A 13,733-nucleotide genomic window follows, 5' to 3' on the forward strand; every position below is an offset into this window, starting at 1 on the left:
CCGCTCCTGTTGTTGTGGTTCCGCAATTTTTTTTCCTTATTGTAGACCGTTTAGGGTCTTTTTCTGGTGGCAATGGGAATTGCAGGGGATTTTTTCGCCTTTTTTTGCCTGTGCCGCTGCTTTTTGGGAGGCTGACATGTGTGATTGGGATTTAGTTGCACTACACAAATATCGCGAAAGGACAAAGCGTATGACGGCATTTAACTGGTCACGACGGTATTGTCCTGTATGCCGCAAAAGCCGGTCTTTTCCGACACAGTTTGCCGATGGTGCCGCCTGTTGCAATATCTGTGCGCGGAGGGGAGAGTGAATTTCTACAAGCATTTTATTGGAGACTACCAGCGCGATACCGGGCACTTGAGCCTGATGGAACATGGCGCTTACCGGCTGATGCTCGATACCTTTTATGCCACGCAAAAGCCGCTGCCGAAAGACCGGCGGACACTTTACCGGCTTCTGCGGGCGGAAAGTGCCGCAGAGCGCAAGGCGATTGATTTGGTTATATCGCAATTCTGGCTGGCAGGAAAAAAGGGGCTGGTCAACCTGCGAGCGGAAACGGAAATCGGGAAGGCGCAAAAACAGGCCGAAGTGAATCGCCAGATTGCCCACGCCAGGGAGGAAAAACGACGGATGGCAAAGCGGATTGCCGATGCCGGAGAGAGCGAAGATCGGCTGTTTTCTGGTGTGCTCGGATGCAAACATGGTTCTTTGGGTCATCCTGAAAATCAAGTGTACGGAGTGTCTAGAGCAGATGGTAGCAGTATGCCGAATGAAAAGCAAGCCATTAATGGCGCAAATATTGCAAAAAATGCAAATAAAGATGCATTTATGGCTATGACCGAGGAAAACAGGGCTTTTCGCACAGCGGTAGACATTCAGGGCGATGTGCCTGGGGATATGGCAGATGTTGTTGTGGAAGCGGCTGTTGAAACGATAGACGGGGTTGCTGAAAAAGACCGGGAGGGAGACAAGAAGAGCCGGCATGCCGATATGTCTGCCGCTTTCAGTGCGCAGGATCTGGCCCTGGCGATGCGTGCTGCCGGGGTTGAGGCGCGCCCGGGTGATCCTCGGATCATGGCGCTGGCGCATCAGGGTATTTCGCCGGAAACCGTGGCTGCAGCATGTGAGGAAGCAAAAAGGGCAAGACCGGATGAGCGGATCGGGCCGGCGTATGTCGTGCGGATTGTGGAGCGCTGGGCGAAGGATGCCGCGTCGATAACGGCGCATGGGGCCGTTGCTCATGGAAAGGCAAGCCAGGGCGGGGCCCATATGGAGAGAAAGCGGGTCATGGAAGGGTTGACGGGGTGGCGTGCGGATGGCGGCAGGGAGGCTTTCCTGACGATTGAAGGACGTGCGCGTGTTCTTGAGTCTTCCCCGGCTTGTGACAGGAAGGATGTGGATGACGATGGGTTTTATGGCTGAGGCCGGGAGAGCGGAAGAGACACCGGCAGTGGTTTCGTCTTCGACATTGGCCAATGTGGAGGCGCTTTTTTCCGAGCTGGCAGCGATTTACGGTGCCCGTTTTGCGGATATGTGGCGTAACACGGATGTGGGCCATGTGAAGGCGGTATGGGCCGGTGCGCTTGCCGGGCTGAAGGTGGGGGAGGTAAGGCAGGGGTTGATGGGTTGCCGGAAAAAGCCCTGGCCACCGACATTGCCGGAGTTTTTGCTGTTATGCCGTGCCGAACCGGATTATGAGTCGCTTTTTGGCGATGCGCAATTGCAGGCATGGCACCGGGCAAAAGGAAAGGATGTCTGGACAGACCCGGTACTTTTCTGGTCGGCGTATGCCTTCGGGTTTTATGACCTGAAAAAGGCGTCCTGGCAGATGGCAAAAACGCGCTGGACGCGCATTGTGGCGGAAAAGCAGGCATGCGCGGATACGCTGCCGCCGGTGCCGCAAAGAGGGACGGCCATTGCTGGTGCGGGGGTGACGGCGTCAGGGGGTGAAAAGGCAAGAGAACATCTGGCACGTCTGCGGGTGTTTTTGAAAACGGGAGAAACAGGAGAGGCTGATGAAAAAGGGAGGGGATGTGATCAGGGTAAGCGGCAGGCTTGAAAAAACGCGCGAGGGGTCGGGATATGCGCTTTTTGCCCGGCATGAGGGGTTTATCCCGCCAGGGCAATACCGGATGGTGTCTGCCGGGGTCGAGATCAGTGATATGCCGCCGGGACTCATCGGGTACGTTTGCAATACCCGCATGATGGCTGCACAGGGGCTGGTTTGTGCGCCACTGGTCGTGGACGGGACGTTGAAGGGGGAGATCATGCTGACGCTTTTTAATGCGGGCAGCGGGTATTGCCGGATTGCGGTGGGGGAATGTATTGGCAGGCTCTTTTTTTCGCTGGCACTCTCGCCGCAGATCCAGCGGGAAATGCGATAGAAAACGGGTTAGGGCGTGTTAACACGCCCTAGGGCAACTGACTGGTGAGGGAGAAAAAATGGCTGGTATCAGATTAAGTAATGACGAGCAGAAGCGGCTGATCATGGATTGCCTGCATGAGGCGCCGATGACGGTGGCAGCGATGGCAAAGCGGCTGCTGTGTTCGCCGGATACGATAAGAAAGCGCTTGAGGGAACTCCAGGAGGAAACCCGCATGGTGCGCGTCATTGGCTGGGACATGAAAGGAACGGCACTGGTGAGAATCTGGGGCGTTGGTGCAAAAAAACGGCGGATGCCGATGGCAAGTCTGCCCTCATCGGCCCAGCGAAAAGCAATGCAAGGGAAAAGGGCTGTTGCGGCAACAGAAAAGCCCGGCAGGAAGACAAAGAGGGAGAAAGCGGTGCCTTATCGCCTGGAAGCGATGGATAAATGGCTGTTTGCGATCAGGAGGGCATCATGATTGTCCTGAGCCTGCCTTTGCCGGTGGCGGCAGAAAGCTACTGGAAGCGCTTTGTGCCTAAAGGCGCAAAAATGCCGAAAATATCGGTAAGCCGTGAAGGACGCATGTACCGCGAGCTGGTGAAAAATGTGGCACGCCAGGCCGGGGTGAGCACACCGCTTGCCGGGCGGGTATCGCTTTCGTATGTGCTTTATCCGAAACGCCCGAATGACTGGCGCGAGTATTTTCGCCGTGATCCGGAGTGCTGGGATGATATGGTGAAATGCGAGAGTCTGGACAGTGTGGGGCGGGTACTTGTCGACGCCCTTCGGGGTGTGGCGTTTGAAAATGACCGGCGTATTCGGAAAATCGAGGCAGAGCGTGCGGTGCCGGATGGACATCCCCGGGTGGAAATCCGGATAGAGAAGCTGGCAGGCGAGCTGGAAAAAAGGCGCTCAGTAGAGGAGGTGCACGAGACGCGGCACGGCATGGCGTATTTTTACCCGCCGGGCACGATCGTGGCGACGCCCAGCGGACGGCAGGCGGTGGTGCTGCGCTACCTGCACGGCACAGGCAAGGCTGATACGTTTGAGCGGGCGATCTGCCGCTACCTGGACAGTACATCGGAAAGGGAGTGCGTAACGCTTCAGCCGCGCTTTTTGAGGCGGATCAGCTAACGTCTGTTATTCTGTAAAAACCGGTTCAAAGCCGCTGCGTCATCGTTACGGATGATGCAGCGGCTTTTTGTCGGGCGGATGTTTGTATTTTCCATCTATGAGAAATGCGGTGTTTTTACCCGTTTGTTCCTCTGTGGAGACGGTTCCGTTACAGGGTGGTTCCGGTGTAAAATTTCGTGTTGGCAGAAAGGCTATGCGGCTTTTGGCGGCACGAACAGGAAGATGGGGGACAGACACTTGCAGCAGATTGATTTGAAACGGACGGGAAAAGGCCATTGGGGCGGCCCCTTGCGATTTTTCTCGATTACGGTCGGACTGTTTTTTTTCTGCAGCGCTTTTGTGGGTAATGATTCCCATGCGGCGTCGATCCAGCCGATCGTGCTCTCGGCAAAATGCCCGACGGGTGGCGCGGTCGGGGAAAGGCTTTTCCAGGAAGCGATTGATTATGAAAATGCCCGAAAGGATGTTGAGCCGGATTTTTTCAGGGCGGAGCGCCTGTATGAAAAGGCGCTGACCAGGGGCAATGCAAAAGCAGCACTTTATCTGGGACGGATGTACCGGCATACTTTCATGAAAGTGCCAGGGTATTCGCCCCGTCTGCAGTTCCAGGTGGCGCTTTTTGAGCGGGCTGCTTCGATGGGATGCCCGGACGGGTATCTTTTCCTGGCTGAAGCCTACCAGAACGGCTGGGGAGTCAAAAGGGATATGAATACCGCCTGGCGGCTGGTAAAGGAGGGTGCCGAGAAAGGTTCCATGGCGGCGATGACGGCATGGGGGACGAATCTGTATTTCCAGAATCGCTATGAAAGGGGGCCGGAAGCACAAACGAAGCGTGAGCAGGCCAAGGCCTGGCTGGAAAAGGCATTAAGGCAGGGGTACGGCAATGCCGGGCACGAACTGGCGATTATTTACCGCATGTATGAGTATGATCCGAAAAACGCGATCCGTGCCCTGCGTGAAGGGGCGCGGCTGGGCAATGTGGATTGTCTTTACATGCTGGCCGGGATATACCGGCGCGGTGAAGACGGTCAGCCCAAAGACCCGGCCTATGCCGATGTGGCTGATGCGCTGCGCCGGGAGATTGATGTGAAGGAAACGCCCAAACCGATCGGCAATTTTTCAAAATGGCTGCCGGTAAAGCAGGTGATGCCTTACCGGGTGAATACACCATGATGCGTTTTTCCTGTTTTTGCCGGAGTGTGCTGGCCGTCTGTTGCTGCATGGTCTTTTTACTGCCGATAGCCCGTGCCCAGGATAACGCTTCAGGCAAGGCATATACCCGTATTTATATTGAAAACCGCTGTTACCACACGGTAGACCTGGCCATTGAGCGGGAAAAGGAAGATGTCTCGCTCCCGCCGGTTTCTCCGCGTGATACAGAGATTGTCCTTTTTACCTGGACGAAAAATATCGTGCCTGAGGAGGTGATCCGCTTCTCGCGCAAGGATGCCGGGGAAAAGCGTGTCACGGCAGAGGAGCTGCTGGCAGGCGCCCGGCAGGAGCAGTGGGTGATGGGGCGCCATGTGGTTACTTCGTGGTTTGTCACGCTCTGTAAAAAGGAGCGGAAGCTGGATGATCCGGCAGGGGTGACTATCCGGCCTGCGCAGGCCGGGGAGAAAGTGGCCGAGTATGAGATGCTCTTTACGCGCGTACCCGGATCGGGCGACCCGATGCATATTTTTTCAGATTACCCGGTGCGTATATCGTTAAATGGCACCCCCTTGCAGATACTGGCAACAGGAAAGGACGGGGTATTGCGTTTTCTCCTGCTTAAAGAAGCTTCAGGCACTATTACGCTTGAGGCAGCACCGGATATCACCCGTACGATGGCGCTGGGCAGCGACTGGAGACCGGTCAGGGTACGTTCTGCCAAAGTCGGGGAAAAACTGCTGGTGGAGCCGAAACAGGTGGGGTCTCCGGAGGACTGGTAATACGCAAATCAAACTGTCTGAACCGGTATAAAGGTTGTATTCGGGCAACGATCAACAGTGCATCCGATATAGTCGGCAACAGCTCGCTTGACGGTGGGGTTTACTGGCTGACTCCGAGGAGTTACAGTTGACGAATAATGTGAAGTAGTTTGAATCTAATCTGACAGTTATCTCTTGCAAAGGAGAGAGTTACCGGTTTTGATATGGGTGTCGAATCCGTAAACAAAACCTTAAGGAGGTAACTCTCATGTTACATACTACCAATCCGATCATCAAACACAAAGTCGGGCTGCTTAATCTGGCATCCGAGCTCAATAACGTATCGAAAGCCTGCAAAGTCATGGGCGTATCACGTGATACCTTTTATCGCTATCACGAGCAAGTAGGACAAGGGGGTATTGATGCCCTGATAAACCAGAGCAGACGTGTTCCCAATCTCAAGAACCGGACAGAAGAAGCCACAGAAAAAGCTGTTGTTCAATATGCCATCGACTACCCGGCCCACGGTCAGGTCCGCACCAGTAATGAGCTGAGAAAGCTCGGCATTTTTATATCTGGCAGCGGTGTTCGATCTGTCTGGCTGCGCCATGACCTGGAGAACTTCAAAAAACGCCTGAAAGCACTGGAAGCCAAGGTAGCCAGCGAAGGTATTATTCTCACGGAAGAACAGGTTGCCGCTCTTGAGAAGAAAAAGCAGGATGACATCGTTCATGGCGAGATAGAAACCGCCCATCCGGGTTATCTGGGTTCTCAGGACACCTTCTATGTCGGTACCCTGAAAGGAGTAGGCCGGATATATCAACAAACGTATGTTGATACCTATAGCCGTGTTGCTCACTGTAAGTTGTATACCAGCAAGACACCCATTACCGCAGCAGATTTGCTCAACGACAGGGTGCTGCCGTTTCACGCATCCCAGGATGTACCGGTATTACGCATCCTTACGGATAGGGGAACAGAGTTCTGTGGCCGCGTTGAGAACCATGATTATCAGCTTTATCTGGCAATCAATGACATCGATCACACGAAAACGAAAGTCAGGTCACCCCAGACAAACGGTATCTGTGAGCGCTTTCACAAGACTGTTTTACAGGAGTTTTACCAGGTGGCATTCCGGAAAAAACTGTACTACGATCTGGATTCACTGCAATCCGATCTGGACAACTGGCTTCATTATTACAATAATGAACGAACCCATCAGGGAAAAAATGTGCTGTGGCAGAACGCCCATGCAGACCTTTCTTGATGGATTGAATGTCTGGAAGGAGAAAAATCTGATCCAGATGTAATCTGACAGATACCCAAACAAAACCGGCTTCTGTCAGATCAGGTCTAAACTACTACAAATAATGCAACCGAAAATAATCCGTCTTCTTCACCCATATACAGTGACATCGTGCTGTCGCAGTTTTTCCTGATAAATCGTCTCTGGTATTGCCAGCCCTGATCGCTCTGTTATACAGATCAAGAATCGGTGAAAGATACCGCTTTTTACCTCTGGCATTGAATTCAGTCACCTCTGTCACCCCTTTCTGATTCGGTTTGTCAGCCGTAAAATCCCGTTTCAGGAGATCCGTAGTGACTCTTCCCTATACGCCTTTGCAGGACTGATATTATTTGCGCTTTACTGGCTGCGTTGATTTCTTTTGCTCCTGAATCAGGGCTTGCAGCTTTTTTAGATAGGCATTCTCCGCGCGAAGATACTCAAGCGCTTCCTGGATGATTTTGAATTCAGGAAGAGAGCTGTCATGGTATTGACGGGGTTTGCTTTCTTCTCTGACAATCGGGGCTGTCCTTTTCGGTTACTTTGAAGGGCTATGATACCGCCTTGACGGTAAAGACGCTCCCATCTGCTGACTGTACAAGCCGCCGCCATACCAGATTTTGCATCAATGCCGAAACGTTTTCCGATCCTTCTGGCACCCTCCCCACTGTTGGGATAATGGAGCGCAACCTCTCGCTTGAATTCCAGACTGTATTTCTTCTTGCCCATAAAGTGAAACCCTTAAGCGTTGGCTGTCCAACTTTAAGGGTTCACTTCAAAAAACGCGGGGCTTTTCAATATATCAGGTAGCAAAAAATCACTTAATCTTCGCTTCCTTATAAGGCACATGCTTTCTTGCCTTCGGGTCAAACTTCACAATCTCCAGCTTATCCGGGGTAGTACGCTTATTCTTCGTCGTCGTATAAAAATGCCCCGTACCAGCCGTAGACTCCAGCTTAATCTTTTCCCTGCCTGACTTCGCCATAACTATCTCCTGTTAAACCTTAATACCGCGCTCGCGCATATCAGCCAGCACCGCGTCAATCCCCAGCTTATCAATCGTCCTCAAGCCGGCTCTGGAGAGGCGAAGCGAAACCCACCGATTCTCCGATTCCACAAAAAAACGCCTGTTTTGCAAATTGGGCAAAAAGCGACGCTTCGTCTTATTATTCGCATGAGAGACATTATTGCCTGACATAGGCTTCTTGCCTGTCACCTGGCACACACGGGCCATAAACCACCTCCAAAGACACAGTCAAAAATAGAAAGACGCATACTATCCCAAAACAAATGAAAATTCAACAAGTTGTAATCTTTTATTGTGTCTCGATTGTTTGTGTAAGACACGATTAGTTGGGGATGTCAGTAGGGATATATCAGGCTGCGCCAGAAGATGGAAAGCCAGTCACGGCGTTTTAAGGTAGGACGTTTGCTGAAAATGTCAAACCCGGCTGATTCTATGCGATCCAGTATTCTCAATCCGCCGTTTACGATGAAACGCAGTTCCAGGCCGATACGCCCGGGTATGCGTTTTGGCAGTGCTGCACCGGAAAGCATGAGCTTGCGGGTCCGTCGGATTTCAAACTGCATGAGCGAGCACCAGGCATCACTGACAGTGGCACTGGCAATTATCTCTTCCGTTATACCAAATCGTGCAAGATCTTCCTGGGGAATATAAATCCGTTTTTTTTGCCAGTCCACGGCAACATCCTGCCAGAAATTAATGAGCTGGAGTGCCGTGCAGATGGCGTCGGACATGCGGATGTTTTCCTCTGTCGCTGCGCCATAAAGGTGCAGCATGAGCAGGCCAACCGGATTGGCCGAGCGCTGGCAGTAATCCAGCAGCGAATGGTAGGTGTGATATTGAAGAGTATGCGTATCCTGCTTGAAAGCCGATATCAGATCACGAAAAGGCTGCAGGGGAAGGCTGTACTGTTTTATGACATCTTTCAGACGGATAAAGAGCGCGTTTTTTGAAGGAAGGTTCTGTTCTATGGCGTCGAGTTCCTTGAGGTAGTCATCCAGTCCAGCCTGGCGCTCTTCAGGTGTGGCATCGCCCTCATCAGCAATATCATCAGCCGATCGGGCAAAGGCATAAATCACTTCCACAGGATAACGCAGCCTGGCAGGGAGCAGGACAGAGGCAACAGGAAAGTTTTCGTAGTGGTCGACAGCCATTGTTTTCTATCGGGTTGAAAACAACCCTCATGTTAAATTAAAAACGACTGAACAAGAACATCTCTGAAATTATTTGATCGCTGCCGGCGTTGTTTTTTCTATTTTGGGGTAACATGTCAGGCTGACGGTTTGCTGTATGTGTAAATTGATACAAAGACAGGCAAATGCAGTAAAATGCCTGCCGTCAAACATGACTTCAGTTGCGAGGGTGGCGAAATTGGTAGACGCACCAGGTTTAGGTCCTGACGCCAGTTATGGTGTGGGGGTTCGAGTCCCCCCTTCGCACCAAAAGGCACTTTCATAAGCCTTCATGCTCCATCAAAAACCCGTATAATCACAATAGATTATGCGGGTTTTTTGTTTCATTCGCTTTCATGCGTTATCATGTAATCGGGGGTATGCTGGGGGTATATTTTGATGAAAGTACCCCCGAGTCAAAATAAAGTACCCCCAGGCTATGGGGATACTTATGGGAAAGCTGACAGACAGGGAAGTAAGCAAGCTAAAGCCAGCGGAAAAGGCATACAGAAAGCCGGACGGTGGCGGCCTGTACTTGCTGGTAACGCCATCGGGGGGCAAGCTGTGGCGCATGAAATACCGGATAGACGGCAAGGAAAAGCTGCTGTCCATTGGAAAGTACCCGGATGTTTCCATTGCTGAAGCCCGTAAGCGGCAGCAGGAGGCGCGAACGCAAATAGCCAACAGCATTGATCCGGCCGGGATAAAACAAGCGCAGAAGGCCGCCAGGATCGCCGCAGCGGCAAACACGTTTGAAGCAGTGGCGCGGGAGTGGCATTCCAAGAAAACCAATTTCACACACAACACGGCAAAGAACGTGATGGCCAGGCTGGAGCGTCTTGTTTTCCCCTTGATAGGGGCCCGGCCAATAGATGCCATTACCGCACCTGATTTTCTGAGTGTGCTGCGCCGCGTGGAAGAGCAGGGAAAGCTGGAGACAGCGCACCGGTTGAGGGGTATTTGCAGTCAGATCATGCGTTATGCTGTTGTAACCGGGCGGGCGCAACATGACCCGGCAGGAGCCTTACAGGGCGCACTGAAGCCCCGCAATGTAAAACACATGGCCGCACTGACAGAGCCGAAACAGGTAGCAGAACTGTTGCGCATGATAGATGGCTATACCGGTACCTTGCCGGTTGCCTGTGCGCTTAAAATCGCACCCTATGTGTTTGTCCGTCCCGGAGAACTTCGAACGGCTGAATGGGCTGATATTGATCTTGATGCAGCCGAATGGCGATACACCGTTACCAAGACCGACACGCAGCACATTGTCCCCTTGGCGCGGCAAGTAGTAACCATCTTGAAAGAGCTGCACCCATTAACCGGGCGTGGCCGGTATGTTTTCCCGAGTGCCCGGACTGGTGAGCGCCCAATGTCTGACAATGCCATCCTGGCAGCCTTGCGCCGTCTGGGTATTGGCAAAGACGAAATGACGGGCCACGGCTTCAGGGCAATGGCAAGGACCATCCTGGATGAAGTGCTGGGTGTCCGTCCGGATCTGATTGAGCATCAGCTTGCGCATGCCGTCAGGGACCCGAATGGCCGCGCGTACAACCGGACTGCCCATCTGCCGGAGCGCAAGAAGATGATGCAGCAATGGGCCGATTACCTGGATAAGTTGAAGGCCGGCGCGGAGATTATTTCATTGCGGGGGAATGCGGCATAACTGTGGATAACTTTTTCTGTGCACCATGCCTGTTTATTGTGCAAATGATCGAGTCGCTGATGCATAGTATTCATGCTGTTTTGCCGTTATATGTCACAAATTATCCACATTATGATGTCAAGACTTAGCTCAAATGTCCGCTTTCGGGCTAAGTAGAAATGTCCACTTTTTCTATTGCCGTGTATTCAAATAATGAGGGCGGTATCTATTCAAAATCTCCGCATTGCTGGCAAAAACGTTCTCGTAAGCTGCTGCAACAATTTTCCTGTTTAGAAAATCCACTTCCTCATCGGTGTTAATCTCGCGGTGAACAGGGAATTCTTCTGTATTGGAAATGATAAATGCTCTTTCAGGAGATAAAGGATAATAATTAATCATCTCTACAGTGGGTTGGGGATGAATGTTAGCTACTGGACAGTCAGAAGTAATGAACTCAATGCCCGTTCTATTGGTGCACATGGTACAACGATAAGAATCTGAGTTATGAATAAAATCTGTACTGATATTATCCCCAAACATAAAGTACAGATACCACCAGTGCTTTTCAATTAAATTGGCCAGTTTTAGTGAATCAGGAGAATTGTCTGCCCTCAGTGCTCGTGTGAATTTGTCTCTCAAGGCTTTTGTTCTCGTTAGCTGCAAGGAAAGAAACTTCGTGAAATTCACATAATTTTCTCTCTTATCGAGAATAGATAAATTACCTTTGACAAGAGCGTCTAAGACGGGCCTGGCATAGGTTTCAATGGCCGAGTTTTCACCTTCAATGAGATTGTAGGTGCACCATTCAACAAAAGCCTCCACACCAGGTATATGACTGCCTTTCTTTCGTATCAGCTCAAGTTTTTCATATCGCCTTTTGTAAAGGTCTAATCTCTTTTGGTGGGCTTTTTTTAATGAAGGATGAACATGCGTAAAATGTGCTTCAATCAAAGCTAGCTCATCAGGTTCAATTTTTTCGAGTTTGTAAAAATCACGCTCCTGAGCAAGACCGGCGATGCTATCGTTGCTGATCTTCCCGCTCTTTGAAATATAGTGAATATCTCTTCCGTTGGACCAGCTCCTGAGATAATGGGCCCAGACGTGATGATGTTTTCTTTTTATAGGAAAACGTCTTCTTAATTCGTTTCCAAGTTCATCATGTTTATCAGCGGACTGTGATTCAGGATTGCCAGGGAAAACTGCATCCAACTGCGAAACCAGGAAGTCAAGATAAGTATCAAGATTGCTAAGAGGAGCCGGTTTCTCGGAATCAGTTAAATCTGTATTTTTCTTATCAGACATTTTTTCTGGCTTCTATACTCAGGCTGACAACATAGTTTTCCAGTTTTTCACCCTCCGGCAACGCTTCAGCAATCTCTTTGTAAAGTGGATCATTCCAGTCTTGCATCTGCTGCACATAGCCAGGCTTTGGAGTCAGCATAATGGAAGTGAATCCAGCCTTTTCCAGCATGGCACGGGTATCATCAACCAATACCGCACCGCCCACACAACCGACGAGAGCAGCAGCCATCTCACGCACCTTTTCCGGAAGCGGTTTTAGAATGGCCAGGTCAGAAACAGATAACTTGCCGCCCCGTTTTAATACCCGATGGATTTCCTGCCAGACCTGGGGCTTATCGGGTGAAAGATTGATGACGCAGTTTGAAAGCACGACGTCAACGGTGCTGTCTGCCACAGGAAGGTGTTCAATCTCGCCCAGACGAAATTCCACATTATCCAGTCCAGTTCGTTCTCTGTACTGTCCAATATTTTTTCTGGCGATACCCAGCATTTCGGCTGTCATGTCCACACCGATAACCCGTCCTGCCATCTTCACCTTTTCACCAGCCTGAAACGCATCAAAGCCGCCGCCACTGCCGAGATCAAGTACAACCTGGCCTTCAGTCAGTGCCGCAATCGCAACCGGATTACCACAGGATAAACCCATATTGGCCCCATCCGGCAAGTTGGCAAGATCGTTTGCATCGTACCCCATAGCAGCAGCAAGTCGAGCAGGGTCTGATGGACCGCTGCGCCCACTACAACAGCACGGAGATTCTGCACCAATAGCAATAGCGGCATAGCCGGTACGCACGGTGTCTCTGATAATCGTTTCGTTTTTTTCCTGTGTACTCATGTCAGTAATCCTTTTACTAGATGTCATTTTTTCTTTTTGGCAGCCGGATCAGGCAAAAAACCAGCGGGAATGCCACAATCAGCCCGATAACTCATGCATTTTTCCGGATCAGCTGAGCAGCATTCCTCCGTCAGATAGCCAATCAGCTCAAGCATGAGAGGGATATTGGCGCGATACCGCAGGTAACGGCCTTCCTTTTCCATGTTGACCAACCCACTGTGTGTAATCCCTTTCAAGTGAAAGGAGAGGTTAGTTGAAGGAATATCCAGTGCTTTTGCTATTTCGCCTGCAACGAGTCCATCCGGCGCATGCTTGACGAGTAGCCTGAAGATATCCAGCCTCACATCTGAAGAGAGGGCTTCAAAAGTCGTTGTTGCTTGTTTCGTATCCATAATATAACTATACAACTATATTTGAAATATTGCAAAACTAGGCGCTTTGACGTTCATGCAAGCACAGGCAGAAGGTATACTAATGCTTTGTATTTGAATGATTTGTTGAGCAAGGACTAAGGATGAAGCTTGAGGATTTTAGTATTGGCACTGAATTCATGACATCAACAGGGCAAACCTGGAGATGTACAGATGTCGGAAGCAGAACCATCCTGGCGATCGAAATTGATCCGGATCGTGACCCGAGCTGGTATGTCGGGCCGCCTTATATCGTTGAAGAACAGCCTTTCGACGAGAAGGCGATTCGAGATTGTCATCAAAATGTCGATGATGCCATACGTGAGAGTTACGAAACTCATAAAAAATCACACCATCCTGGGTTCTCGACAGAAGTTATGGACGTGTTTAGCAGACATTACGGACAACCTCGACGTCTAGATTATCCCAACAGGCGACTCCTTCGCCTCAATAAAGTCACGATGGACGGCGCTGTTATCATGGCCTATTCTGTGGAAAAAGAAGGTGAGCAATGGATCATGCTCACCTACAATATTTTCACCAGAGAGTTTTCAAAAATGAGGGAAAGCGATTTTGTACGTCTACGCACGGCCGCTGAAAGCGACCTGGTAGCGGCAAAACAAAAGGGCAGTATCATCCTTTAACCTCAC

The 13,733-nt window shown here is 50.9% G+C and carries 15 protein-coding genes, 1 tRNA gene and 1 pseudogene; 11 read left to right on the forward strand and 6 right to left on the reverse strand.

From position 1 onward, the window contains the following. Positions 1 to 306 precede the first annotated feature (306 nt). The 8 genes and pseudogenes from NB640_RS10950 to NB640_RS10985 all read left to right on the forward strand — a co-directional run bounded on the left by NB640_RS10950 (position 307) and on the right by NB640_RS10985 (position 6,720). A complete protein-coding gene (locus tag NB640_RS10950) occupies positions 307 to 1,422 on the forward strand; it encodes a YdaU family protein (RefSeq protein WP_269308738.1) in 1,116 nt (371 codons plus the stop codon). Further along, positions 1,400 to 2,059: a hypothetical protein gene (locus NB640_RS10955; RefSeq protein WP_269308739.1), complete on the forward strand. Its 660-nt coding sequence runs from the start codon at positions 1,400 to 1,402 to the stop codon at positions 2,057 to 2,059. The genes NB640_RS10950 and NB640_RS10955 overlap by 23 nt, the downstream gene beginning before the upstream one ends. Then, entirely contained in the window at positions 2,016 to 2,384 is a 369-nt protein-coding gene (locus NB640_RS10960) for a dCTP deaminase/dUTPase family protein (protein WP_269308740.1), read from the forward strand. Before NB640_RS10955 ends, NB640_RS10960 begins: the two co-directional genes overlap by 44 nt. A gap of 58 nt (positions 2,385 to 2,442) precedes the next feature. Continuing rightward, a complete protein-coding gene (locus tag NB640_RS10965) occupies positions 2,443 to 2,844 on the forward strand; it encodes a helix-turn-helix domain-containing protein (protein WP_269308741.1) in 402 nt (133 codons plus the stop codon). Further along, the gene (locus NB640_RS10970) at positions 2,841 to 3,500 is read left to right on the forward strand and encodes a RusA family crossover junction endodeoxyribonuclease (protein ID WP_269308742.1); all 660 of its coding nucleotides are present in this window, start codon (positions 2,841 to 2,843) and stop codon (positions 3,498 to 3,500) included. Before NB640_RS10965 ends, NB640_RS10970 begins: the two co-directional genes overlap by 4 nt. Positions 3,501 to 3,752: 252 nt before the next feature. After that, entirely contained in the window at positions 3,753 to 4,673 is a 921-nt protein-coding gene (locus tag NB640_RS10975) for a tetratricopeptide repeat protein (protein WP_269308743.1), read from the forward strand. Then, positions 4,625 to 5,431 (forward strand): hypothetical protein, encoded by an 807-nt coding sequence (locus NB640_RS10980; RefSeq protein ID WP_269308744.1) that lies wholly within the window; start codon positions 4,625 to 4,627, stop codon positions 5,429 to 5,431. Before NB640_RS10975 ends, NB640_RS10980 begins: the two co-directional genes overlap by 49 nt. Positions 5,432 to 5,678: 247 nt before the next feature. Next, a pseudogene (locus tag NB640_RS10985) lies at positions 5,679 to 6,720 on the forward strand (IS481 family transposase). A 792-nt stretch (positions 6,721 to 7,512) separates the two neighbouring features. Here NB640_RS10985 and rpmG read toward each other — a convergent pair. The 3 genes from rpmG to hpnC all read right to left on the reverse strand — a co-directional run bounded on the left by rpmG (position 7,513) and on the right by hpnC (position 8,873). Further along, positions 7,513 to 7,680, reverse strand: a complete 168-nt coding sequence (gene rpmG, locus NB640_RS10995; protein WP_269308685.1) for a 50S ribosomal protein L33 — start codon at positions 7,678 to 7,680, stop codon at positions 7,513 to 7,515. Between the two features lie 12 nt (positions 7,681 to 7,692). Then, positions 7,693 to 7,929 (reverse strand): 50S ribosomal protein L28, encoded by a 237-nt coding sequence (rpmB, locus tag NB640_RS11000; protein WP_269308686.1) that lies wholly within the window; start codon positions 7,927 to 7,929, stop codon positions 7,693 to 7,695. Positions 7,930 to 8,057: 128 nt separating this feature from the next. Then, a complete protein-coding gene (hpnC, locus tag NB640_RS11005) occupies positions 8,058 to 8,873 on the reverse strand; it encodes a squalene synthase HpnC (protein ID WP_269308745.1) in 816 nt (271 codons plus the stop codon). A 202-nt stretch (positions 8,874 to 9,075) separates the two neighbouring features. Between hpnC and NB640_RS11010 the strand changes: the two genes are divergently transcribed. Together NB640_RS11010 and NB640_RS11015 are read left to right on the forward strand one after the other, a co-directional pair. After that, positions 9,076 to 9,161 (forward strand) — tRNA-Leu (locus NB640_RS11010). Between the two features lie 181 nt (positions 9,162 to 9,342). Beyond that, positions 9,343 to 10,557, forward strand: coding sequence for a tyrosine-type recombinase/integrase (locus NB640_RS11015; protein ID WP_269308746.1), 1,215 nt, complete (start codon positions 9,343 to 9,345; stop codon positions 10,555 to 10,557). 171 nt (positions 10,558 to 10,728) lie between these two features. Here the strand turns inward: NB640_RS11015 and NB640_RS11020 are convergent, their stop codons facing one another. Genes NB640_RS11020 through NB640_RS11030 form a run of 3 tightly spaced genes read right to left on the reverse strand, consistent with a single transcriptional unit; the run spans position 10,729 to position 13,065 of the window. Next, entirely contained in the window at positions 10,729 to 11,838 is a 1,110-nt protein-coding gene (locus NB640_RS11020; RefSeq protein WP_269308747.1) for a DUF4238 domain-containing protein, read from the reverse strand. Further along, complete coding sequence (gene arsM, locus NB640_RS11025; protein WP_269308748.1) at positions 11,831 to 12,673, reverse strand: arsenite methyltransferase; 843 nt, start codon at positions 12,671 to 12,673, stop codon at positions 11,831 to 11,833. The genes NB640_RS11020 and arsM overlap by 8 nt, the downstream gene beginning before the upstream one ends. A 23-nt stretch (positions 12,674 to 12,696) precedes the next feature. Continuing rightward, positions 12,697 to 13,065 carry an ArsR/SmtB family transcription factor gene (locus NB640_RS11030; RefSeq protein WP_269308749.1) on the reverse strand — a complete coding sequence of 123 codons (369 nt, stop codon included), beginning with the start codon at positions 13,063 to 13,065 and terminating at the stop codon, positions 12,697 to 12,699. A 122-nt stretch (positions 13,066 to 13,187) separates the two neighbouring features. Between NB640_RS11030 and NB640_RS11035 the strand changes: the two genes are divergently transcribed. Beyond that, positions 13,188 to 13,727 carry a hypothetical protein gene (locus tag NB640_RS11035; RefSeq protein WP_269308750.1) on the forward strand — a complete coding sequence of 180 codons (540 nt, stop codon included), beginning with the start codon at positions 13,188 to 13,190 and terminating at the stop codon, positions 13,725 to 13,727. Positions 13,728 to 13,733: the final 6 nt, after the last annotated feature.

It is taken from the genome of Oxalobacter vibrioformis, assembly GCF_027118995.1.
Taxonomy (GTDB): domain Bacteria; phylum Pseudomonadota; class Gammaproteobacteria; order Burkholderiales; family Burkholderiaceae_D; genus Oxalobacter; species Oxalobacter vibrioformis.